At 38.1% G+C, this 24,980-nt stretch carries 23 protein-coding genes; all 23 read left to right on the forward strand.

Features of this window, described 5'->3' with window-relative positions:
• Positions 1-15: 15 nt before the first annotated feature.
• The 23 genes from trmFO to truB all read left to right on the forward strand — a co-directional run bounded on the left by trmFO (position 16) and on the right by truB (position 24,978).
• Positions 16-1,320: an FADH(2)-oxidizing methylenetetrahydrofolate--tRNA-(uracil(54)-C(5))-methyltransferase TrmFO gene (gene trmFO, locus AB1279_RS08550; RefSeq protein ID WP_429758411.1), complete on the forward strand. Its 1,305-nt coding sequence runs from the start codon at positions 16-18 to the stop codon at positions 1,318-1,320.
• Between the two features lie 65 nt (positions 1,321-1,385).
• Positions 1,386-2,291: a tyrosine recombinase XerC gene (xerC, locus tag AB1279_RS08555; RefSeq protein ID WP_429758412.1), complete on the forward strand. Its 906-nt coding sequence runs from the start codon at positions 1,386-1,388 to the stop codon at positions 2,289-2,291.
• 43 nt (positions 2,292-2,334) lie between these two features.
• The gene (gene hslV, locus AB1279_RS08560; RefSeq protein ID WP_336483120.1) at positions 2,335-2,877 is read left to right on the forward strand and encodes an ATP-dependent protease subunit HslV; all 543 of its coding nucleotides are present in this window, start codon (positions 2,335-2,337) and stop codon (positions 2,875-2,877) included.
• Between the two features lie 22 nt (positions 2,878-2,899).
• Positions 2,900-4,297 carry an ATP-dependent protease ATPase subunit HslU gene (hslU, locus tag AB1279_RS08565; protein ID WP_429754202.1) on the forward strand — a complete coding sequence of 466 codons (1,398 nt, stop codon included), beginning with the start codon at positions 2,900-2,902 and terminating at the stop codon, positions 4,295-4,297.
• A 76-nt stretch (positions 4,298-4,373) separates the two neighbouring features.
• A complete protein-coding gene (gene codY, locus AB1279_RS08570) occupies positions 4,374-5,153 on the forward strand; it encodes a GTP-sensing pleiotropic transcriptional regulator CodY (RefSeq protein WP_020059163.1) in 780 nt (259 codons plus the stop codon).
• Positions 5,154-5,503: 350 nt separating this feature from the next.
• Positions 5,504-6,205, forward strand: a complete 702-nt coding sequence (gene rpsB / locus AB1279_RS08575) for a 30S ribosomal protein S2 (RefSeq protein WP_090912758.1) — start codon at positions 5,504-5,506, stop codon at positions 6,203-6,205.
• Positions 6,206-6,287: 82 nt separating this feature from the next.
• Entirely contained in the window at positions 6,288-7,175 is an 888-nt protein-coding gene (gene tsf / locus AB1279_RS08580; RefSeq protein ID WP_429754203.1) for a translation elongation factor Ts, read from the forward strand.
• A 65-nt stretch (positions 7,176-7,240) separates the two neighbouring features.
• On the forward strand, positions 7,241-7,963 hold the full coding sequence (gene pyrH, locus AB1279_RS08585; protein WP_154711805.1) for a UMP kinase: 723 nt from the start codon (positions 7,241-7,243) through the stop codon (positions 7,961-7,963).
• 2 nt (positions 7,964-7,965) lie between these two features.
• Positions 7,966-8,523: a ribosome recycling factor gene (gene frr / locus AB1279_RS08590; RefSeq protein ID WP_429754204.1), complete on the forward strand. Its 558-nt coding sequence runs from the start codon at positions 7,966-7,968 to the stop codon at positions 8,521-8,523.
• Between the two features lie 85 nt (positions 8,524-8,608).
• Positions 8,609-9,385, forward strand: a complete 777-nt coding sequence (locus AB1279_RS08595) for an isoprenyl transferase (protein WP_429758413.1) — start codon at positions 8,609-8,611, stop codon at positions 9,383-9,385.
• A 17-nt stretch (positions 9,386-9,402) separates the two neighbouring features.
• On the forward strand, positions 9,403-10,191 hold the full coding sequence (locus AB1279_RS08600) for a phosphatidate cytidylyltransferase (RefSeq protein WP_429754206.1): 789 nt from the start codon (positions 9,403-9,405) through the stop codon (positions 10,189-10,191).
• Between the two features lie 23 nt (positions 10,192-10,214).
• Complete coding sequence (dxr, locus tag AB1279_RS08605; RefSeq protein WP_429758415.1) at positions 10,215-11,357, forward strand: 1-deoxy-D-xylulose-5-phosphate reductoisomerase; 1,143 nt, start codon at positions 10,215-10,217, stop codon at positions 11,355-11,357.
• An 18-nt stretch (positions 11,358-11,375) separates the two neighbouring features.
• A complete protein-coding gene (gene rseP, locus AB1279_RS08610; protein WP_429758416.1) occupies positions 11,376-12,632 on the forward strand; it encodes an RIP metalloprotease RseP in 1,257 nt (418 codons plus the stop codon).
• A 15-nt stretch (positions 12,633-12,647) separates the two neighbouring features.
• On the forward strand, positions 12,648-14,345 hold the full coding sequence (locus AB1279_RS08615; RefSeq protein WP_429758417.1) for a proline--tRNA ligase: 1,698 nt from the start codon (positions 12,648-12,650) through the stop codon (positions 14,343-14,345).
• 82 nt (positions 14,346-14,427) lie between these two features.
• Complete coding sequence (locus tag AB1279_RS08620; protein WP_429758418.1) at positions 14,428-18,729, forward strand: PolC-type DNA polymerase III; 4,302 nt, start codon at positions 14,428-14,430, stop codon at positions 18,727-18,729.
• Between the two features lie 341 nt (positions 18,730-19,070).
• Entirely contained in the window at positions 19,071-19,541 is a 471-nt protein-coding gene (gene rimP / locus AB1279_RS08625; protein WP_429758419.1) for a ribosome maturation factor RimP, read from the forward strand.
• 17 nt (positions 19,542-19,558) lie between these two features.
• The gene (nusA, locus tag AB1279_RS08630; protein ID WP_429754212.1) at positions 19,559-20,659 is read left to right on the forward strand and encodes a transcription termination factor NusA; all 1,101 of its coding nucleotides are present in this window, start codon (positions 19,559-19,561) and stop codon (positions 20,657-20,659) included.
• Between the two features lie 11 nt (positions 20,660-20,670).
• Positions 20,671-20,943, forward strand: a complete 273-nt coding sequence (gene rnpM / locus AB1279_RS08635) for an RNase P modulator RnpM (RefSeq protein WP_020059150.1) — start codon at positions 20,671-20,673, stop codon at positions 20,941-20,943.
• Positions 20,944-21,255: a YlxQ family RNA-binding protein gene (locus AB1279_RS08640; RefSeq protein WP_020059149.1), complete on the forward strand. Its 312-nt coding sequence runs from the start codon at positions 20,944-20,946 to the stop codon at positions 21,253-21,255. It abuts the gene before it with no gap.
• 4 nt (positions 21,256-21,259) lie between these two features.
• On the forward strand, positions 21,260-23,326 hold the full coding sequence (infB, locus tag AB1279_RS08645) for a translation initiation factor IF-2 (protein ID WP_429758420.1): 2,067 nt from the start codon (positions 21,260-21,262) through the stop codon (positions 23,324-23,326).
• Positions 23,323-23,604, forward strand: a complete 282-nt coding sequence (locus tag AB1279_RS08650; protein ID WP_429758421.1) for a DUF503 domain-containing protein — start codon at positions 23,323-23,325, stop codon at positions 23,602-23,604. Before infB ends, AB1279_RS08650 begins: the two co-directional genes overlap by 4 nt.
• 16 nt (positions 23,605-23,620) lie before the next feature.
• On the forward strand, positions 23,621-23,977 hold the full coding sequence (gene rbfA / locus AB1279_RS08655) for a 30S ribosome-binding factor RbfA (protein ID WP_429758422.1): 357 nt from the start codon (positions 23,621-23,623) through the stop codon (positions 23,975-23,977).
• Positions 23,978-24,054: 77 nt separating this feature from the next.
• On the forward strand, positions 24,055-24,978 hold the full coding sequence (truB, locus tag AB1279_RS08660; RefSeq protein WP_429758423.1) for a tRNA pseudouridine(55) synthase TruB: 924 nt from the start codon (positions 24,055-24,057) through the stop codon (positions 24,976-24,978).
• Positions 24,979-24,980 lie beyond the last annotated feature (2 nt).

Below are 24,980 nucleotides of genomic sequence, written 5' to 3' on the forward strand. Positions count from 1 at the left end.
AGAAAGGTGAGACAAATGACAACACAAGTAGTAAATGTAATTGGTGCAGGTCTTGCAGGAAGCGAAGCAGCTTACCAGATTGCAAAACGTGGCGTTCAAGTAAGATTATATGAAATGAGACCAGTAAAACAAACACCAGCTCATCATACAGATAAATTTGCTGAGCTTGTATGCAGTAACTCGCTTCGTGCGAATACATTAACAAATGCGGTTGGGGTAATTAAAGAAGAGATGCGCCGTATGGATTCTGTTATTATTCGTGCAGCAGATGAGTGTTCTGTACCGGCGGGTGGTGCTTTAGCTGTAGACCGTCATGAATTTGCGGCGAAAGTAACAGAATATGTGAAAAATCATCCGAACGTAACGGTAATGAATGAGGAAATTACAGAAATTCCAGTAGGACCTACTGTAATTGCAACAGGGCCGCTTACTTCACCAGCGCTATCAGCACAACTAAAAGAACTAACGGGTGAGGACTATTTTTACTTCTATGATGCGGCAGCACCTATTGTGGAAAAAGATAGCATTGATATGGAGAAAGTCTATTTAAAATCTCGCTATGATAAAGGTGAAGCAGCATATTTAAACTGTCCGATGACAGAAGAAGAATTTAACCGTTTTTATGATGCGTTAATTGCTGCAGAAACAGTGCCATTAAAAGAGTTCGAGAAGGAAGTTTTCTTTGAAGGGTGCATGCCTGTAGAAGTAATGGCAAACCGTGGGCGACAAACATTGCTGTTTGGACCAATGAAACCAGTTGGATTAGAAGATCCGAAAACAGGGAAAACGCCATATGCGGTTGTTCAATTACGTCAAGATGATGCGGCGGGAACATTATACAATATTGTTGGTTTCCAAACTCACTTAAAGTGGGGACCACAAAAAGAAGTGTTACAACTAATTCCTGGATTAGAAAATGCAGAGATTGTGCGTTACGGTGTGATGCATCGTAATACATTTATTAATTCGCCAAAACTACTGCGTCCAACATACCAATATAAAAATCGAAATGATTTATTCTTTGCTGGACAAATGACTGGAGTAGAGGGTTATGTAGAATCAGCCGCTTCAGGCTTGTTGGCAGGTATAAATGCAGCTCGCCTTGTGAAAGGTGAAGAGCCGGTTGTTCTACCGCCAGTAACAGCAATGGGGAGTATGGCGAATTACATCACAACAACGAATGTGAAAAACTTCCAACCGATGAACGCAAATTTCGGATTGTTTGCACCGCTAGAAAAGAAAATTAAGAAGAAGCAAGAACGTAATGAAGCGTATGCAAATCGCGCTTTAGAAACAATTCAAAATTTTGTAAATATTTAGTTAAATTTCTTGCAAAGGCTACTAAATTGTGATACGATTTAGTAGCCTTTATTGAGGTGAAGAGTATGGATGAACATGTGAATAAAATGTTACAATTATTCGTCGGATATTTACAAATTGAAAGAAATTATTCAAAATATACAATTGAAAGTTATCAGAATGATTTAGAACATTTTGTGCAATTTATGAAGCGAGAAGGTATTTCCTCTTTTGCGGATATTACGTACGTTGATGTTCGTTTATATTTAACCACTTTGCATAATGAAAAGTTAGCAAGAAAATCTGTAGCGCGCAAAATCTCGAGTTTACGAAGTCTGTACCGTTTTTTGATGCGTGAAGGATATAGAGAAGATAATCCATTTGCACTTGCGTCACTCCCTAAAAAAGAGTGGTCAATCCCAAAATTTTTGTACGCCGAAGAATTAGAGCGGTTATTTGAAGTTTCCGATACTGCCAAACCGTTAGGGCAGCGAGATCAAGCTTTATTGGAGCTCATGTATGCGACGGGTATTCGTGTCAGTGAATGTGTGAATCTTCAACTTACCGATATTGATTTTTCAATTGGGACGATTTTGGTGATGGGGAAAGGAAAGAAACAGCGTTATGTTCCCTTTGGGAGTTATGCACAAGATGCTTTACTAACCTACATAGAAAATGGGAGAAAACGATTAGAGAAAAAATCGGAGAAACACTCCCAAATGGTGTTTTTAAATGCGAAAGGTACACCGTTAACAGATCGGGGTGTTCGATATATTTTAAATGAACTAATAAAAAAAACTTCCCTTACAATGCATATAAGCCCACATATGTTAAGACATACATTTGCGACTCATATGTTAAATGAAGGGGCAGACTTACGAACTGTACAAGAGCTATTAGGACATGAAAATTTATCGGCAACACAAATTTATACGCATGTCTCAAAGGAAAGGTTACGTTCTGTTTACATGATGCATCATCCTCGCGCATAAATTGCTTTTAGAAGCTATAAAAACAAATAAAGGAGTTTTTTCTATGGGAAATTTCCATGCTACAACGATATTTGCAATTCACCATAATGGAGAATGTGCAATGGCTGGTGACGGGCAAGTTACGCTTGGAAATGCTGTTGTTATGAAGCATACAGCTCGTAAAGTGCGAAAGTTATTTCACGGTAAAGTGTTAGCTGGTTTTGCGGGTTCTGTCGCAGATGCTTTTACGCTTTTTGAAATGTTCGAAGGGAAGCTTGAAGAATACAACGGTAATTTGCAGCGAGCTGCTGTAGAAATGGCAAAGCAGTGGCGGGGAGATAAAATGCTTCGCCAATTAGAGGCAATGTTAATCGTTATGGACAAAAGTACGCTATTACTAGTTTCAGGAACAGGTGAAGTGATTGAACCTGATGATGGCATTTTAGCGATTGGATCTGGTGGGCATTATGCACTTGCAGCAGGGCGTGCTTTAAAACAGCATGCAGGTGATCATTTTAAAGCAAGAGACATTGCGAAAGCAAGTTTAGAAATCGCTAGTAATATTTGTGTATATACGAACGAAAATATTATTGTGGAAGAATTGTAGAACTGTAAGGGAGGCATTTTATATGCATTTACATTTTACTCCGCGACAAATTGTAGAGAAGCTAGATCAATATATTATTGGTCAAAAAGACGCGAAGAAAGCGGTTGCAGTGGCGCTCCGGAATCGTTATCGCCGCAGTAAATTAGCGGAAGAACTTCGCGATGAAATTGCACCCAAAAACATTTTAATGATTGGGCCGACTGGGGTCGGGAAAACAGAAGTGGCGAGACGAATTGCAAAGCTCGTAGGTGCTCCTTTTATTAAAGTAGAGGCGACAAAATTTACAGAAGTAGGTTATGTTGGCCGTGATGTTGAATCTATGATTCGTGATCTTGTGGAAACTTCTGTTCGAATTGTGAAAGAAGAGAAAATGGTTCATGTTAAGGATAAAGCGGAAGAGCAAGCAAATCAGCGAATTGTTGAAATTTTAGTACCGCATAAACAAAAAGAATCAGGATTTAAAAATCCGTTAGAAATGTTATTTGGTGGGTATCAAAATCAAAATACAACTTCAGTATCGGAACAGCAGGATGAGCGGGAAATTGAACAGAAACGAAAAGAAGTAGAAAAGCAGCTTGCTGCAGGTTTACTAGAAGATGAAGCGATTACAATCGAAGTGACAGAACAACAATCATCTATGTTTGATATGCTTCAAGGTACAGGAATGGAACAAATGGGCATGAATTTTCAAGATGCGCTTGGAAGTTTTATGCCGAAAAAGACGAAGAAACGTAAACTTTCTGTAAAAGAAGCGAGAAAAGTCTTGACAAATGAAGAGGCACAGCGCTTAATTGATATGGATGAAGTTACACAAGAGGCTGTTTATCGTGCTGAACAGCTTGGTATTATTTTTATTGATGAGATTGACAAAATTGCTGGTAAACAATCGAATAGCGTTGATGTATCACGTGAAGGCGTACAGCGGGATATCTTACCAATTGTGGAAGGATCGACTGTTGTGACAAAGTATGGACCGATAAGAACGGATTACGTTTTATTTATCGCAGCGGGCGCTTTTCATATGTCAAAGCCGTCAGATTTAATTCCAGAACTACAAGGAAGATTCCCGATTCGAGTAGAATTAACGAAATTGTCAGCAGACGATTTTATAAAAATTCTTGTAGAGCCAGATAATGCTTTAGTAAAACAATATATAGCATTATTGGAAACGGAAGGTATAGAAATTGAATTTTCTGACGAAGCTATTCGTAAGATTGCCGAGATTGCCTATCAAGTCAATCAAGACACAGATAATATTGGAGCAAGAAGGCTTCATACTATCATGGAAAAACTTCTTGAAGATTTATCGTTTGAAGCATCTGAAATTACGTTAGAAAAGGTAACGATAACACCTCAGTATGTAGAGGAAAAGTTAGCGACGATTGCTAAAAATAAAGATGTGAGCCAGTTTATTTTGTAATAGTATCATCAGGTGACTCGCCCTAGTTTCCAAGTGATTAAAATTATGTGAATAATATGTAGGAGGAAATTTTGAAATGGAATTATTAGCAAAAACAAGAAAGCTGAATGCGTTATTACAGAGCGCAGCAGGTAAACCAGTAAACTTTAGAGAAATGGCTGACACGATGTGTGAAGTAATCGAAGCGAACGTGTTTATTGTAAGTCGTCGCGGAAAATTATTAGGATATGCAATCCACCAGCAAATCGAAAACGAGCGCATGAAACAAATGCTTGCTGAGCGTCAGTTCCCAGAAGAATATACAAAGAACTTATTCAATGTAACTGAAACATCTCCAAACTTAGAAGTAAACAGTGAGTATACAGCGTTCCCTGTAGAAAACAGAGAGTTGTTTGGTCAAGGTTTAACAACAATCGTACCAATCGTTGGTGGCGGTGAGCGTCTAGGTACATTAGTATTAGCGCGTCTTGGTCAAGAATTCTTAGATGATGATTTAATTCTTGCTGAATATAGTTCTACGGTAGTAGGTATGGAAATTCTACGTGAAAAAGCAGAAGAAATTGAAGAAGAAGCACGTAGTAAAGCGGTTGTACAAATGGCAATTAGCTCATTATCATACAGTGAACTAGAAGCAATTGAGCATATTTTTGAAGAGTTAAATGGAACAGAAGGATTGCTTGTTGCAAGTAAAATTGCTGATCGTGTAGGTATTACACGTTCTGTAATCGTAAACGCACTTCGTAAGTTAGAAAGTGCTGGTGTAATCGAATCTCGTTCTTTAGGTATGAAAGGAACATACATTAAAGTATTGAATGATAAATTTTTACATGAACTTGCAAAATTAAAAACAAACTAATGTTAAGAGAAAAAGAGCTCTTCTGTATTGTGCAGAAGAGCTCTTTTTTAATGTGCTCAGCAGAAAAAAATCTTAATGAGAGGAACGTTTTATTATTAAAATAGCTTAAAAATAAGGGAGAATGGCAATACTGTAATATGATTCGATAGTAAAAATAAGTAACTGAAAAGAAAGTTTCATAATGTATGTATTTTCGACTTGATTGTGATATTTTGTTGTGATATAGTTGTCAGTGGTGTCAGTACAAAGTACACACGTTCATTGATTTAAGTGTTGGTGCTACGCTTGTAGTTTCGCTTAAAGATGAAGTGAACGGAGGATATCAAAAACCATTTAGGAGGAACTAAATTATGTCAGTAATTTCTATGAAGCAATTGCTTGAAGCTGGTGTTCACTTCGGACATCAAACTCGTCGTTGGAACCCAAAAATGAAACGTTACATTTTCACAGAGCGTAACGGTATCTACATCATCGACTTACAAAAAACTGTGAAAAAAGTTGAAGAAGCATTCAACGTAATGAGAGACATCGCTGCTAACGGCGGTAACGTATTATTCGTAGGTACAAAAAAACAAGCACAAGATGCTATTAAAGAAGAAGCAACTCGCGCTGGTATGTACTTCGTTAACCAACGTTGGTTAGGTGGTACGTTAACAAACTTCCAAACAATTCAAAAGCGTATTAAACGCCTTAAAGACATCGAAAGAATGCAAGAAGATGGCACTTTCGAAGTACTTCCTAAGAAAGAAGTTGTACAACTTAAGAAAGAATTAGAGCGTCTTGAAAAATTCTTAGGCGGCATTAAAGATATGAAAGGTCTTCCAGATGCATTATTCGTAGTAGACCCTCGTAAAGAGCGTATCGCAGTTGCTGAAGCACGCAAATTAAACATTCCAATCATCGGTATCGTTGATACAAACTGTGATCCAGACGAAATCGATCACGTAATTCCAGCAAACGATGATGCAATTCGTGCTGTAAAACTTCTTACATCTAAAATGGCAGACGCGATCCTTGAAGCAAAACAAGGTGAAGAAACTGTTACTGCGTAACAAATTTGGAAAGGTGATAAGGGGTTCGGCCTTTTATCACCTTTTTTAAGGTATAAATACATATTTTAGGAGGATGAAAAGTATGGCAATCACTGCACAAATGGTAAAAGAACTTCGTGAAAAAACTGGCGCAGGTATGATGGACTGCAAAAAAGCTTTAACAGAAACTAACGGCGACATGGAGAAAGCAATTGATTTCTTACGTGAAAAAGGTATTGCAAAAGCTGCTAAAAAAGCAGACCGCATCGCTGCTGAAGGTTTAACTTTCATCGAAACAAACGGTAACGACGGTTTAATTTTAGAATTAAACTCTGAAACTGATTTCGTTGCGAAAAACGAAGGTTTCCAAACATTAATTAAAGAATTAGCTGCTCACTTATTAGCTAACAAACCTGCTAACATTGAAGAAGCAATGGCTCAAACAATTGCAAACGGCAAAACAGTAGAAGAGCACATCAACGAAGCAATCGCTAAAATTGGTGAAAAACTTACACTTCGTCGTTTTGAAATCGTATCAAAAACTGATGCAGATGCATTCGGTGCTTACCTACACATGGGTGGACGCATTGGTGTATTAGCAGTTCTTGAAGGTTCTACAGATGAAGCGGCTGCTAAAGATGTAGCAATGCACATTGCAGCAGTTAACCCTAAATACATCGACCGCGATGCTGTAACAGCTGAAGAAGTTGAGCATGAGCGTCAAGTATTAACACAACAAGCTTTAAACGAAGGCAAGCCTGAAAAAATCGTTGCTAAGATGGTTGAAGGTCGCCTAGGTAAATTCTTCGAAGAGATTTGCTTACTTGACCAAGCATTCGTTAAAAATCCTGATATGAAAGTTCGTCAGTTCGTTGAGTCTAAAGGCGGCACATTAAAAGGATTCGTTCGCTACGCTGTTGGTGAAGGTATTGAAAAGCGTCAAGACAACTTTGCTGAAGAAGTAATGAACCAAGTAAAAGGCAGCAACTAATAAAGATTGGGGGACACATTGTGTTCCCTTTTTTAAAATAAAGATGTAGGCAATGGAGGTTCATTATGAGTAAGCCAAAATATAATCGTGTAGTATTAAAGCTAAGCGGTGAAGCTTTAGCTGGAGATAAAGGATTTGGAATTAATCCGTCTGTTATTAAATCTGTTGCTGAGCAAGTGAAAGAAATTGCTGAGTTAGACGTAGAAGTTGCAGTTGTTGTTGGCGGTGGTAACATTTGGCGCGGTAAGATTGGTAGCGAAATGGGAATGGATCGTGCAACGGCTGACTATATGGGAATGTTAGCAACGGTAATGAATTCTTTAGCTCTTCAAGACAGCTTAGAGAATTTAGGAGTTCAAACACGAGTGCAAACTTCTATTGAAATGCGCCAAGTAGCGGAACCTTACATTCGTCGTAAAGCAAATCGTCACTTAGAGAAGAAACGTGTTGTAATTTTTGCAGCAGGTACAGGTAACCCTTACTTCTCTACCGATACAACAGCAGCACTACGTGCAGCTGAGATTGAGGCAGATGTTATTTTAATGGCGAAAAATAATGTAGATGGCGTATATAGTGCGGATCCAACAATTGATGAAACAGCAACAAAATACGAATCACTTACATATTTAGACGTCTTAAAAGAAGGCTTGGGTGTAATGGATTCTACAGCTTCTTCTTTATGTATGGATAATGATATTCCGTTAATTGTATTCTCTATCATGGAAGAAGGAAACATTAAACGTGCCGTTCTGGGCGAAAATATTGGAACAATTGTGAGGGGGAAATAATAATGGGACAACAAGTGTTAAGCAATGCAAAAGAGAAAATGGAAAAAGCAGTTGCAGCATATTCTCGTGAACTTTCAACAGTTCGTGCAGGTCGTGCAAGTGCTTCTGTATTAGATAAAGTACAAGTAGATTACTACGGTGCACCAACTCCGGTTGTACAATTAGCAAACATCACAGTTCCTGAAGCACGTTTGCTAGTTATTCAGCCATACGATAAGACATCTATCGGTGATATTGAAAAAGCAATTTTAAAAGCTGATTTAGGATTAAATCCTTCTAATGATGGTACTGTTATTCGTATTGCATTCCCTGCATTAACAGAAGAACGTCGTCGTGAACTTGTGAAAGTTGTGAAAAAATATTCTGAAGATGCAAAAGTAGCTGTTCGCAACGTTCGTCGTGATGCAAACGATGAATTGAAAAAACTTGAGAAAAACGGCGACATTACAGAAGATGATTTAAGAGGATATACAGAAGATATCCAAAAAGAAACAGATAAATATATCGCAAAAGTTGACGATGTTACAAAAAACAAAGAAAAAGAAATTATGGAAGTGTAATCGCGAAGCTTTCGCAAATATGACCCTCTTCTTAAGGGGGTCTTTTTACACTTTTAGGCATATGTCTGCTCGTTGGAGGGTTTGAATGATGTTTAGAAAACTTCCTTTTTTTAAAGGCAATAAGATCGCGTCGTTTGATCATCTCGTAGAAGAAGCAAAAAAAGGAGAAATCCCAGCGCATATTGCAATCATTATGGATGGTAATGGAAGATGGGCAAAAAGAAGGGCGATGCCTCGCATTGCAGGTCATCATGAAGGAATGCAAGTCGTAAAGAAAATTACGAAGTTTGCTAGTAAACTCGGTGTCAAAGTACTGACTCTTTACGCCTTTTCTACAGAGAACTGGAAAAGACCAAAATTAGAAGTGGATTATTTAATGAAACTTCCTGAAGAATTTTTAGGTACATTTTTGCCAGAGCTTATTGAAGAAAATGTACAAGTACGTGTCATAGGACAAAAGGATCGCCTTCCAACTCATACGCGCAGAGCGATGGAAAAAGCGATTGAGGATACGAAAGATAACACGGGATTAATCTTAAATTTTGCGTTAAACTATGGAAGTCGTGATGAAATTGTATCTGCTGTGCAAAATATGGTTAAGGATAGTGAAGAAGGAAAACTTCGTTCTACAGAAATAACAGAAGATACTATTTCTTCGTACTTAATGACAAGAACATTGCCTGATCCTGATTTACTAATCCGAACAAGTGGTGAAATCCGTATTAGTAATTTTATGCTGTGGCAAATTGCTTATACAGAATTGTGGTTTACTGATGTAAATTGGCCGGATTTTACAGAAGAACATTTATTACAGTCCATTACTGACTTCCAAAATAGAGGTCGCAGATTTGGAGGCGTGTAGAAAGAGAGGGTTTGGTAGTGAAACAGAGAATAATTACTGGAGTGATTGCTGCCGCGCTGTTCATTCCCATCGTATTTTACGGTGGCGTGCCTTTTACAATTTTAGTGTATGCATTAGCTTCCGTTGGATTATATGAATTAATTCGAATGAATAAACTAACGGTTATCTCTATGCCTACAGTTTTAGCAGCATTATTGCTTTGGACTATTTTAGTTCCAAGTAATGTAACGGGTGTATTTGAAACAATTGGTTTAACAAAAGTAGAAATTACATTTGTAATTGTTTTATTACTTTTATCATATACTGTCCTTTCTAAGAATACATTTACTTTTGACAATGCTGCGTTTTTATTGATGGCAACAACTTATGTTGCGATGGGTTTCTTTTATTTGAATGAAACTCGTCTTGCAGGAATTCAATATGTATTTTATGCATTGTTTGTGATTTGGGCAACGGATTCCGGGGCTTACTTTATTGGAAAAGCGATCGGGAAACGAAAGCTTTGGCCAGAAATTAGTCCAAATAAAACGATAGAAGGTTCTATCGGCGGTATTTTATGTGGAATTGTTGTCGCTCTTGTGTATAATGTATTTTTACCGGTTCATTCGAATATAGCTGTTCTTATTGCAGTTACCATTGCAATATCGGTATTTGGTCAAATCGGAGACTTAGTAGAGTCGGCATTTAAACGTCATTATGGTGTAAAAGATTCGGGTACAATCTTACCAGGACACGGTGGTATTCTCGATCGAACTGATAGCTGGTTATTTGTATTACCATTATTACATTTCTTACATTTCATTTAATGAACGAACGAGGAGTTGGAGTAATGAAAACCATTAGTTTATTAGGTGCAAGTGGATCAATTGGAACGCAAACATTAGATGTATTGCGCTCGCACCAAGACCAATTCCGTCTCGTTGCTTTTTCTGTGGGGAGAAACATTGAGTTTGCTCAGCAAATCATTCAAGAATTTTCTCCTGAGATTGTGTCTGTACAACAAAAGGAAGATGCTTGGCGATTACAAACAGTTTGTGGAAATACGAAAATTGTATATGGAGATGAAGGGCTGCTTGAAGTTGCACTTCATCCGGATGCAGAAATACTTGTAAACGCTGTTGTTGGTAGTGTCGGATTACTACCGACGTTACGAGCAATTGAGGCGAAAAAAACGATTGCAATTGCAAATAAAGAAACATTAGTAACAGCAGGGCATTTAGTTATGGAAGCTGCAGAAAAGCATAACGTATCTTTACTTCCTGTAGATAGTGAACACTCTGCTATTTTTCAATGTTTAAACGGAGAAAATGAGAAGCGTATTTCTCGATTAATATTGACAGCATCAGGTGGAAGTTTCCGAGATAAAACGAGGAATGAACTTCAACATGTAACAGTAGAAGATGCACTTCGTCATCCAAACTGGTCTATGGGTTCGAAAATTACCATTGATTCTGCTACAATGATGAATAAGGGATTAGAGGTTATTGAAGCGCATTGGCTTTTTAATATCCCTTATGAGCAAATCGATGTTGTATTACATAAAGAAAGTATCATTCACTCAATGGTTGAGTTTGAAGATCGCAGTGTAATGGCGCAGCTTGGTACACCAGATATGCGTGTTCCAATTCAATATGCACTTACTTACCCTGATCGTTTTTCGCTTCCAAACGCTAAACAGCTGAATTTATGGGAAATTGGAACATTACATTTTCAAACAATGGATATGGAACGTTTCCGCTGTCTTCAATTTGCATATGAAGCTGGGAAAATGGGAGGAAGTATGCCAACTGTGATGAATGCAGCTAATGAAGCCGCTGTAGAAGCTTTTCTGCAAAAGAAAATCAGTTTCTTAACAGTAGAAGACCTCATTGAAAAAGCAATGCACCATCACAATGTCATTGCGCGTCCAAGCTTAGAAGAAATTCAGGAAATCGATGCTGCCACAAGACGATTTGTGATGGAACAAATTTAGCAAAGGTGGTTATGGAACTTGAATACAGCGATTGTCTTTATTTTAATTTTCGGTGCACTCGTGTTTTTCCATGAACTTGGACATTTGTACTTTGCCAAACGTGCTGGTATTTTGTGTCGTGAATTTGCCATTGGTTTTGGTCCAAAATTGTTCTCGTTTGAAAAAAATGAAACAGTTTATACAGTTCGTTTACTTCCGCTTGGTGGTTATGTACGAATGGCTGGGGAGGATCCAGAAACCATTGAACTAAAACCTGGTACAAAAGTTGGACTTGTTTTAAACGAAAAAGAAGAGGTTACGAAAATTGTTTTGGATAATCGTGAAAAATATCCAAATGTTCGTGTTATTGAAGTGGAACAAGCTGACTTGGAACACAAGTTAATCATATCTGGATATGAAGAGTACGAAGAAGATTTACAAACATTTCGGATTCACGAGAAAGCTCGTTATGTTTCAGCAGGAGAGGAAACGCAGATTGCGCCGTATAATCGACAATTTGGCTCAAAAACGTTAGGACAACGAGCGCTTGCTATTTTTGCAGGTCCTGCAATGAACTTTGTTCTTGCTTTCGTTATATTTGTTATGATTGGTTTTATACAAGGGATTCCTGTGGATAAACCGATAATTGGAAAAGTGGTATCTGGTAGCGTGGCACAGAAAGCTGGATTACATGAAGATGATAAAATTTCGTCAATTAATAATAAACCGACAAATAGTTGGCAAGATGTAGTAAATATCGTTCGTGAAAATCCAGGAAAAGAAATTAAGATGGATGTAACTCGTGATAGTAAAAAAATGACGATACAAGTTACGCCTGCTGCTGAAAAAGAGGGCAATGTTACGGTTGGTAGACTCGGGGTACAATCGCCTGTTGAGAAGTCCCTGTTTGGTTCTATTAAAGCGGGATTTGATGAAACATACAGATGGACAAAACTTATTTTTGTTTCCCTTGTTCAGCTCGTTACAGGACATTTTTCGATTAACGACTTATCTGGCCCAGTAGGGATTTACAACTTAACAGGCCAAGTTGTAGAATATGGTACGATTCGTGTTCTTAGCTTAACAGCTGTTCTAAGTATAAATCTTGGTTTGTTTAACTTATTACCTGTTCCTGCATTAGATGGAGGACGCCTTTTCTTCTTCTTAATTGAAGCGCTCCGCGGGAAACCGATTGACCGTCAAAAAGAAGGAATGGTTCACTTTATTGGTTTTGCTTTATTAATGTTACTGATGTTAGTCGTAACATGGAACGATATACGGAAGTTTTTCTTATAAAAGAGGTGCTATAGAATGAAACAAAGTATAATATTTAGTCCTACATTGCGTGAAGTACCAGCTGATGCGGAAATTAAAAGCCATCAGCTTCTACTACGCGCAGGATTTATGCGTCAAAATGCTTCAGGTATATATAGCTTTTTGCCGCTTGGTCTGAAAGTGTTGCATAAAGTAGAACGTATTGTTCGTGAAGAAATGGAGAAAGCTGGTGCTGTAGAATTATTAATGCCAGCTCTTCAGGCAGCTGAATTATGGCAAGAATCTGGACGCTGGTATTCATATGGTTCAGAATTAATGCGTATGAACGATCGAAATAATCGTGAGTTCGCTCTAGGAGCAACACATGAAGAAGTTATTACTGATCTTGTACGTGACGAAATTAAGTCATATAAAAAATTACCTTTAACACTTTATCAAATTCAAACAAAATTCCGCGATGAACAAAGGCCGCGTTTTGGTTTGTTACGCGGAAGAGAGTTTTTAATGAAGGATGCATATTCCTTCCATGCAACGCAAGAGAGTTTAGATGAAGTGTATAACCGTCTTTTCCAAGCTTACTCTAATATTTTTGTGCGCTGTGGTTTAAACTTCCGTGCTGTTATCGCTGACTCTGGAGCAATGGGTGGAAAAGATACACATGAATTTATGGTGTTATCAGATGTAGGAGAAGATACAATTGCATATTCTGATACATCTGATTATGCTGCAAATATTGAGATGGCACCTGTTATTGCTTCTTATGAAAAGAGCGATGAGGTAGAAAAAACACTTGAAAAAGTTGCAACGCCAGATCAAAAATCAATTGAAGAAGTATCTGCGTTCTTAAATATCGAGGCATCAAATTGTATTAAGTCTATGGTCTTTAAAGCAGACGAGAAATTTATTGTTGTTCTTGTTCGCGGAGACCATGAAGTGAACGATGTTAAGGTGAAAAACCTATACGGTGCTTCTGTTGTCGAACTTGCATCTCATGAAGAAGTAAAAAAATTATTAAACTGTGAAGTCGGTTCTTTAGGTCCAATTGATGTAACAGGAGTAGAAGTAATTGCTGATCATGCTGTACAAGCTATCGTAAATGGATGTTGCGGAGCAAATGAAGAAGGCTTCCATTACGTGAATGTAAACCCAGAACGTGACTTTAAAGTAAGCCAATATACAGATTTACGCTTCATCCAAGAAGGAGATCTTTCTCCAGATGGCAAGGGAACAATTCGCTTTGCTCGCGGTATTGAAGTGGGACATGTATTTAAACTTGGTACACGCTATAGTGAATCTATGAATGCGACATTCTTGGACGAAAACGGTAAAACACAACCGATCATTATGGGTTGCTACGGAATTGGTGTATCTCGTACAGTTGCGGCGATTGCTGAGCAATTTAACGATGAGAATGGCTTAGTTTGGCCAAAGGCAGTTGCGCCATTTCATGTACATGTGATTCCGGTAAATATGAAATCTGATGCACAGCGTGAAGTCGGTGAAAATATCTACAATTCATTACAAGAGCAAGGATATGAAGTATTATTAGATGACCGTGCGGAACGTGCAGGCGTAAAATTTGCTGATGCAGATTTATTCGGTCTTCCAGTTCGAGTAACAGTTGGTAAAAAAGCCGATGAAGGCATTGTTGAAGTAAAAGTACGTGCAACAAATGAATCTGCAGAAGTGAAAGTGGAAGAACTTCACACATACATTGCTAATATTTTAAAATAAGAAGAGGTACCTCCAGGTGAGGTACCTTCTCTTTCTTTGTGGAACGTTTCAATTTATAATAGCAGATGGAAGGAGGTTGCTTATGTCATTAACAAATGAACAACAAGAGCGATTTCAAATTTTGCTCCAACAGTTACAAATGCCTGAAGACCTTATTAATCAATATTTACAAGGTGGTGGCATTCAAAGGTTAGTTGTTGATAAAGCAAATAAGAGTTGGCATTTTGATCTACAAGTACCACGTATTTTACCAACAGAATTATATGAATTGCTTGAAACACAGCTTAAGCAGTCATTTTCTCATATTGCAAAAACGTCATTTTCACTAGAAACAGAGAATAAGCAATTTACGGAAGAAGAGGTCAAGGCGTATTGGCCGATCTGTACAGATCGAATTACTTTCTCGCCTATGTTTGCGTATTTAAAAAAGCAACTTCCACATGTAAACGGAGTGAAGTTGTTACTTGATGTGAATAATGATTTAGAATCTACGGCGCTAAAGAAAAATATTGCGAAGTCAGTCGGAGACCAATATGAAGTTTTTGGATTTCCTCGTTTTCAGCTAGAAACAAATATAAAACAAAATGAAGAGGAAGTTCAAAAGTTTCGTGAACAAACACAGCAAGAGGATCGACAGCGTGTTATACAAGCCATGGAAGAAATGGCCAAGAAACAAGCGGAAGAAAGTGATGTTGTACACGAGGGGCCGATTGTACTCGGTTATCTCATTAAGCCTGATGAAGAAATTACATCGCTTCGTGAAATTCAAGATGAGGAAAGAAGAAAAACAGTACAAGGTTATGTATTTGATGTTGAAACGAAAGAACTGCGAAGCGGACGTACGTTATTGACATTAAAGATAACTGATTATACCGATTCCATTATGATTAAAATGTTCTCACGCGATAAAGAAGATATTCCGCTTCTACAATCGTTGAAAAAAGGAATGTGGGTAAAAGCGCGTGGATCTGTTCAAAATGATACATTTGTTCGAGATTTAGTCATGATTGCAAACGATATTAATGAAATAACAGGACCGTCTCGGAAAGATAAAGCACCTGAAGGAGAAAAAAGGGTAGAGCTTCATATGCATACGCCTATGAGCCAAATGGATGCTGTAACATCTGCATCTACACTTGTGAGTCAAGCGGCAAAATGGGGACATGAAGCAGTAGCCGTGACAGACCATGCTGTTGCGCAATCTTTTCCTGAAGCGTATTCTGCTGGGAAAAAAGCAGGAATTAAAGTGATTTTTGGTGTAGAGGCGAACCTTGTTAATGATGGTGTACCAATTGCGTATAATGAAGAACATCGACTACTTGCTGATGAGACATATGTTGTATTCGACGTTGAGACGACAGGGTTATCAGCTGTATATGATACGGTTATTGAGCTTGCTGCTGTGAAAATAAAAGGCGGAGAAATTATCGATCGTTTTGAATCCTTTGCAAATCCACATCAGCCGTTATCAGCAACAATCATTGAATTAACGGGTATAACAGATGATATGCTAACGGATGCACCAGAAGTAGAAGAAGTGTTTAAAAAGTTTGAACAATGGATTGGTAATCATACACTTGTAGCCCATAATGCGAGCTTTGATATGGGATTCTTAAATGTTGGGTTTAAGAAAAGCGGTTTAGAAAAAACGAAAAACCCAGTTATCGATACGTTAGAGTTAGCTCGTTTCTTATTTCCAGAGATGAAAAATCATCGTTTAAATACGTTGTGTAAAAAGCTGGATATTGAATTAACGCAACATCACCGTGCCATTTATGATACAGAAGCAACTGGTTATTTGCTTGTGAAAATGCTAAAAAGTGTAATCGAAAAGGGATTTGAATATCACGATCAGTTAAATGACAGTATGGGACAAGGTGATGCGTATAAACGTGGACGTCCAAGTCATGTGACACTACTTGCAACGTCGGATGAAGGGCTGAAGAACTTATATAAACTTGTTTCTTACGCGCATCTTCAATACTTCTACCGTGTACCGCGTATTCCGCGCTCTTTATTAAAGAAGTATCGTGAAGGTATATTAGTTGGTACAGCTTGCGATAAAGGTGAAGTATTTGAAGCAATGATGCAAAAGGCACCAGAAGAAGTAGAGGAAGTTGCACAGTTTTATGACTACATTGAGGTTATGCCTCCAGAAGTGTTACGACATTTGGTGGAGCTTGAGCTCGTTCGTGATGAGGGTCAATTAAAGACAATTATTTCTAACCTAGTAAAGTTAGGAGAGACGTTAGACAAGCCTGTTGTTGCAACAGGAAATGTACATTATCTAAATCCTGAAGATGCAATGTATCGTAAAATTTTAGTAAGTTCGCAAGGTGGAGCAAATCCATTGAATCGCCATTCATTACCGCCTGTGTATTTCCGAACAACAGATGAAATGCTAGATTGCTTCTCCTTCTTAGGAGAAGAGAAAGCAAAAGAAATTGTTGTAACAAATACGCAAAAAGTTGCATCGATGATCGGTGAAGTAAAGCCTGTAAAAGATGACCTTTACACTCCAAAAATTGAAGGTGCAGACGATGAAACGCGGGATATGAGTTACGAAATGGCGCGGAGTATTTACGGGGATGAGCTCCCAGAAATTGTAGAAGCCCGTTTGGAAAAAGAATTGAAAAGTATCATTGGACATGGATTTGCTGTTATTTATTTAATTTCACATAAGTTAGTAAAGAAATCTCTTGTTGATGGCTATCTTGTTGGTTCACGTGGTTCGGTTGGTTCGTCATTTGTTGCGACAATGATGGAGATCACAGAGGTAAATCCTTTGCCACCGCATTATGTTTGTCCAAATTGTAAACATTCACAGTTTTTTAATGATGGGTCGGTCGGTTCTGGATTTGATTTACCTGATAAAGATTGTCCAAACTGCGGAACTGCATATAAAAAAGATGGTCATGATATTCCGTTCGAAACGTTCCTAGGTTTTAAAGGAGATAAAGTTCCCGATATTGATTTAAACTTCTCGGGAGAATATCAGCCTCGCGCTCATAACTATACGAAAGTGCTGTTTGGTGAAGATAATGTATATCGTGCCGGAACAATTGGTACAGTTGCTGAAAAAACAGCGTATGGTTATGTGAAAGGCTATGCATCAGATCATAATTTAACGATTCGAGGCGCAGAAGTTGATCGCCTTGTAGCGGGTTGTACGGGTGTTAAGCGGACGACAGGACAGCATCCAGGTGGTATTATTGTAGTACCAGATTACATGGACGTCTTTGATTTTACACCTATTCAATATCCAGCAGATTCTTTAGATGCGGAATGGAGAACAACACATTTTGACTTTCATTCCATCCATGATAACTTATTAAAACTTGATATACTTGGACACGACGATCCGACAGTAATCCGTATGTTGCAAGATTTGAGTGGAGTTGATCCAAAGACAATACCGACTGATGATCCAGAAGTAATGAAAATTTTCTCAGGTACAGAATCGCTTGGCGTAACAGAAGAGCAAATTAACTGTAAAACAGGGACACTTGGTATCCCGGAATTCGGTACAAAATTCGTTCGTCAAATGTTAGAAGAAACGAAGCCAACGACATTCTCCGAGCTTGTCCAAATTTCCGGATTATCTCACGGTACAGATGTATGGCTTGGAAACGCAAATGAGTTAATCTATGATGGTACATGTACACTGAGTGAAGTAATCGGTTGTCGTGATGATATTATGGTATATTTAATTTACCAAGGTTTAGAACCATCTTTAGCGTTTAAAATTATGGAATCTGTACGTAAGGGGAAAGGTGTGCCTCCGGAGTGGGAAGAGGAAATGCGCAATAATAATGTGCCGGGATGGTATATTGATTCATGTAAAAAGATTAAGTACATGTTCCCAAAAGCCCATGCGGCGGCATATGTCCTAATGGCTGTACGTATCGCATATTTCAAAGTGCATTTCGCACTCTTATTCTACGCAGCATATTTTACTGTTCGTGCAGACGATTTTGATTTAGATGCGATGGTAAAAGGTTCAGCGTCCATTCGTGCTAAAATTGATGAAATTACGCAAAAAGGATTAGATGCATCGCCGAAAGAGAAAAGTTTACTAACAGTATTAGAGATGACATTAGAAATGTGTGAACGTGGTTATTCATTCCAAAAGGTTGATTTATATCGCTCTAGTGCAACTGATTTTATTATTGATGGGAATACATTAATTCCACCATTTAATGCAATACCTGGCCTCGGTACAAATGCTGCGCTAAATATCGTAGCAGCACGTGAAAATGGTGAATTCTTATCCAAAGAGGATTTACAGCAGCGCAGTAAGATTTCAAAAACAATTATTGAGTATTTAGACAGTCAAGGTTGTTTAGGAGAACTACCAGATCAAAACCAGCTGTCACTGTTCTAATAGGTAGGAAAAGTCTTTGCAAAACCATGGTTGCTATGATATACTAGTAAGCGAGATAACCATGTCATGTATATTTTTTTAAAAAAAGAGTGGGGAAACCCACTCTTTCGTGTTACTATCTATGTTTCTGCGCCAAGACGATAGATGAGGCGCTTCTGTCGTATATACATATTTTGTTACAAGTTTTACTTCTTAAATTTGGTAATACTAAGACAGATATTCCCTGCTTATTGGCAAGGGCTTTTGTTAGCTAACGAGAAAGAATATACAAGCTGCGTTGGTTAACTATACGCAGAGTGAAATCTTTCAAACGGTACATGGCGGCAGAAAGGAGGCTGTTTATGGATAAGAAAGTTACAGAAGTTGTTGAAGCACTTGCGCAGCCAATTGTCGAAGAGCTTGGTCTTGAGCTTGTAGATGTAGAGTATGTGAAAGAAGGAAAAGATTGGTTTTTACGCGTATCCATTGACTCTGATTCAGGAGTAGATATTGAGGAATGCGGTGCGGTAAGTGAGCGATTAAGTGAAGCTTTAGATAAAGAGGATCCAATTCCTCATCTTTACTTTTTAGATGTATCCTCTCCAGGAGCGGAACGTCCATTAAAGAAAGAAAAAGATTTTCAGCAAGCAGTTGGAAAACAAGTTGCGATTAAAACGTATGAGCCAATCGATGGTGAGAAAATGTTTGAAGGAAAACTACTCGCGTACGATGGAACAACAATCACATTACTATTAACAATTAAAACACGTAAAAAAGAAATCCAAATTCCGATGGATAAAGTTGCCAATGCGCGACTTGCAGTTACGTTTTAGTAAGAAGGGGGATCTTCATGAGCACTGAGTTGTTAGATGCTTTGCTCGTATTAGAACAAGAAAAAGGTATAAGCAAAGATATTATTATTGATGCTATTGAAGCAGCTTTAATCTCTGCTTATAAACGAAATTTTAACCAAGCGCAAAATGTTCGCGTTAGCTTCAATCCTGAAGTTGGATCTATTCAAGTACTAGCGCGTAAAGATGTAGTGGAAAATGTATTTGATCCACGTCTTGAAATTTCTGTTGAAAAAGCAAGACAAATTAATCCGAACTATCAAGAGGGCGACGTACTAGAAATTGAAGTTACGCCAAAAGATTTCGGACGCATTGCAGCGCAAACAGCAAAACAAGTTGTAACGCAACGTGTACGCGAGGCAGAGCGTGGCGTTATTTATTCTGAGTTTAGCGATCGTGAAGAAGACATTATGGTTGGTATTGTACAACGTCAAGATGCTCGCTTTATTTATGTAAGTTTAGGAAAAGTAGAAGCACTTTTACCTGTAAGTGAGCAAATGCCAAACGAACAATATAAACCGCATGATCGCATTCGTGTTTTCATTACAAAAGTAGAGAAAACAACAAAAGGACCGCAAATTTATGTATCTCGCACACATCCAGGTCTTTTAAAGCGTCTGTTTGAAATTGAAGTGCCAGAGATTTATGATGGAACTGTAGAAATTCGTTCTGTAGCACGTGAAGCTGGAGATCGTTCTAAAATCTCTGTGTACTCTGAAAACATAGATGTAGATCCAGTAGGCTCTTGTGTAGGGCCGAAAGGACAGCGTGTACAACGCATCGTAGATGAGCTAAAAGGTGAAAAAATTGATATTGTTCGCTGGTCAAATGATCCAGTTGAATATGTAGCAAATGCATTGAGCCCATCACAAGTTGTAAAAGTGCTTGTAAACGAAGAAGAAAAGGCAACTACTGTCATTGTTCCAGATCATCAACTTTCTTTAGCGATTGGTAAGCGTGGTCAAAATGCACGACTTGCAGCGAAGTTAACTGGCTGGAAAATTGATATTAAAAGTGAGTCTGATGCGAAACAAATAGGACTTTTAACAGAAGAAGATATGATGATCGCATTCGATTCTCCTGAAGACGAAATCGAATAGAGGTGATGAACGTGAGCAATCGAAAAGTTCCGTTACGAAAATGTGTTGTAACACAAGAGATGAAATCAAAACGCGAGCTCATTCGCATTGTTCGTTCCAAAGAGGGAGTCGTGTCTATTGATTTAACAGGCAAACAGTCAGGACGCGGTGCATACTTATCGAAAGATAAAGAATGTATTTCTCAGGCGAAAAAGAAGAATGTCTTGGAACATCACCTAAAAGCGAAAATTGATGACTCTCTTTATGAAGAGCTAATCGAGCTTGTTGAGAAGGAGTCGAAGTAAGTGTCCAATTGGAAATCGTTTTTAGGGCTAGCTAATCGGGCTCGAAAGATTATATCGGGTGAAGAGCTTGTTTTAAAAGAAGTTCGAGGCGGTAAAGCAAAGCTCGTATTGCTTTCTGAAGATGCGTCAGCAAATACAACAAAGCGTATTACGGACAAAACAACGTTCTACAACGTACCAATGAGAAAAGTCGAAAATCGACAAGAGTTAGGGCATGCGATTGGGAGAGAAGAACGAGTCGTTGTAGCGGTGTTAGATGACGGCTTTGCTAAGAAGCTGCTTAGCATGCTCGATACAACTTACCGGGGGTGAAGGTATGAGTAAAATTCGAGTATATGAATATGCAAAAAAACACAATATCTCAAGTAAAGATATTATTACAAAACTAAAAGAAATGAATATCGAGGTTTCTAATCATATGGCGATGTTAGATGATGAAGTAGTAAACAAGTTAGATAATCAATATAATGATGGAGCAGAAAAAACTTCTGTTGCAGATGAGTTTGAAGTAGAGGAAAAAGTTGTTCGTAGCAAAAAGAACAGCAATAAGAATAAGAAAAAAGGTAAAGGGAATCAAGACAAACGTCAAGAGAACTTTGCTGGAAGACAACAAACGCAAACGGTAGAAACGCCAGATAAAGTTACTTTCTCTGGTTCGCTTACTGTAAGCGAACTTGCAAAAAAATTAAGCAAAGAGCCGTCTGAAATTATTAAAAAGCTCTTTATGCTTGGAATCATGGCAACAATTAACCAAGATTTAGACAAAGATACAATTGAGCTAATTGCTGGTGATTACGGTATTGAAGTAGAAGAAGAAGTAATTGTTAGTGAAACAGAATTTGAAACATTTATGGATGAGCAAGACGATGAAGAAAACTTAAAAGAACGTCCGGCTGTTGTTACAATTATGGGACACGTTGACCATGGTAAAACAACATTACTTGACTCTATTCGTAATTCAAAAGTAACTGCTGGTGAAGCGGGCGGAATTACACAGCATATTGGTGCATACCAAGTTGAAGTAAACGACAAAAAAATTACGTTCCTAGATACACCAGGTCACGCAGCGTTTACAACAATGCGTGCACGCGGTGCGCAAGTTACGGATATTACAATTCTAGTTGTAGCAGCTGATGACGGTGTTATGCCACAAACAGTTGAAGCGATTAACCACGCAAAAGCAGCGGGAGTACCAATTATCGTTGCTGTGAATAAAATGGATAAACCATCAGCAAATCCAGACCGTGTAATGCAAGAGTTAACTGAATATGAGTTAGTTCCAGAAGCTTGGGGCGGCGATACAATTTTCGTACCGATTGCTGCGATTAAAGGCGAAGGAATTGACAACTTATTAGAAATGATTCTTCTTGTAAGTGAAGTAGAAGAATATAAGGCAAATCCAAATCGCTATGCAACTGGTACAGTAATCGAAGCACAGCTTGATAAAGGTAAAGGAACAATCGCGACATTACTTGTTCAAAACGGTACACTTCGAGTAGGAGACCCAATCGTTGTTGGTACATCATTCGGCCGTGTTCGTGCGATGGTAAATGATATTGGTCGTCGTGTAAAAGTTGCTGGTCCGTCTACTCCTGTTGAAATTACAGGCTTAAACGAAGTACCACAAGCTGGCGATCGCTTTATGGCATTTGCTGACGAGAAGAAAGCACGTCAAATTGGTGAATCACGTGCACAACAAGCATTGCTTGCACAGCGCGGTGAAAAATCTAAACTAAGCCTTGAAGATTTATTCCAACAAATTCAAGAAGGCGATGTAAAAGAAATTAACCTAATTGTGAAAGCGGACGTACAAGGTTCTGTAGAAGCAATGGCAGCATCACTTCGTAAAATTGATGTTGAAGGCGTAAAAGTGAAAATCATCCATACTGGCGTAGGTGCAATTACAGAATCTGATATTATTTTAGCTTCTGCATCAAATGCAATTGTAATCGGATTTAACGTACGTCCTGATGTAAACGCGAAACGTACAGCTGAATTAGAAAATGTTGATATTCGTTTACACCGCATCATTTATAAAGTGATTGAAGAGATTGAGGCAGCAATGCAAGGTATGCTAGATCCTGAATTCGTAGAAAAAGTAATTGGTCAAGCTGAAGTTCGTCAAACGTTTAAAGTAACAAAAGTTGGAACAATTGCAGGATGTTATGTAACAGACGGTAAAATTACACGTGATAGCGGTGTACGTATTATTCGTGATGGCGTAGTAATTTATGAAGGACAACTTGATACGTTAAAACGTTTTAAAGATGATGTAAAAGAAGTTGCACAAAACTATGAGTGCGGTATTACAATTGAGAAGTATAATGATCTTAAAGAAGGGGACATTATTGAAGCGTACATTATGGAAGAAGTGAAGCGATGATTATCGCTTCACTCTCATTCGAATGTATGATTTATGATGTGCATTCTTTAAAAGAGAAACGAGCAATTTTACAGCGTGTTTTAACTCGTGTGAAACAGCGTTACAATGTATCTGTTTCAGAAGTGGGACACCAGGATGTATGGCAACGTGCAGAAATTGCGATTGTTTCCGTATCCTCAAATCGTGTTATCTGCGAAAAAGAAATAAATCGCGTACTTGAGTATATTGATTCATTTCCTGAAATTGAGCGTACGATAACACAAGTGGAATGGTATTGAATGAGGTGAAATGGTTATGAAATTACGTGCAAACCGTGTGGGCGAACAAATGAAAAAAGAATTAGGCGACATTATTAGTCGTAAAATTAAAGACCCACGTGTTGGATTTGTGACAGTAACAGATGTACAAGTAAGTGGAGATTTACAAATTGCTAAAGTATATATTTCTGTTTTAGGAGACGAAGAGCAGAGGGAAAATACGTTAAAAGGCTTAGCAAAGGCGAAAGGTTTTATTCGTTCCGAAATTGGACAACGTATTCGTCTTCGTAAAACACCTGAAATCTCCTTTGAATTTGATGAATCGATTGGATATGGTCATCGAATTGATACGCTTTTACATGAAATTAATAAAGAAGATAAACGTGAAGAATAATGGATAGACATTTGTCTATCCATTTTTTCAATCTGAAGTAAATTTGACATACAAAAGTATAACAATGAGGTGAACATATGGAAGGTGTAGTGTTATTACATAAACCAAAAGGAATGACATCGCATGATTGCGTATTTAAGTTAAGAAAAATATTAAGAGAGAAACGCATAGGGCATACAGGAACTTTAGATCCGGATGTGACAGGTGTATTACCGATTTGTGTAGGACGTGCTACAAAAATCGCTCAGTTTTTAACGAGTGAAACAAAAACATATGAGGGCGAAGTTACGCTGGGCTTTTCGACGACTACAGAAGATGCTTCGGGTGAAATTGTAGAAAAACAGGATGTAAATCGTATGATTACACGTAAAGAAGTAGAATCCGTATTGGAGAATTTAACAGGAACACTTGAACAAGTACCACCGATGTACTCTGCTGTAAAAGTAAATGGAAAGAAATTATATGAATACGCAAGGGCAGGAATAGAAGTAGAGCGTCCGGTTCGTACCATTACGATTCATGAATTCACATTACTTGATGACCGTGAAGTGTTTGAGGGGGCAACAATTTCCTTCCGTTTTCGAGTGACTTGTAGTAAAGGCACATACGTAAGAACATTAGCTGTGATGATTGGTGAAAAGCTTGGATTCCCGGCGCATATGTCAGATCTTGTACGAACAGCATCAGGAGAGTTTCACTTAGATGATTGCATATCATTTGAAGAAATTGAGCAACACGTGCAAAATGGAACAGTGGAATCTATCTTTATTTCCATTGATGAAGCATTACATAAGTTTCCGAAAATAATTGTTAATGAAGAACAAGCAGAAAAAGTAAAGAATGGTATGTTCTTACCAAATAAAGAGCAATTGACAGCGCCATTTATTACAGTCTTTGATGAAAATAACCGCTGTTTAGCGATTTATGAGCATCATCCAAAACGTCCAGGGATGTTGAAACCGATGAAAGTACTTGTGAATAATCAAGAATTACAGCTATAATG

It is taken from the genome of Bacillus sp. S14(2024), from assembly GCF_050473785.1.
Classification (GTDB): domain Bacteria; phylum Bacillota; class Bacilli; order Bacillales; family Bacillaceae_G; genus Bacillus_A; species Bacillus_A yunxiaonensis.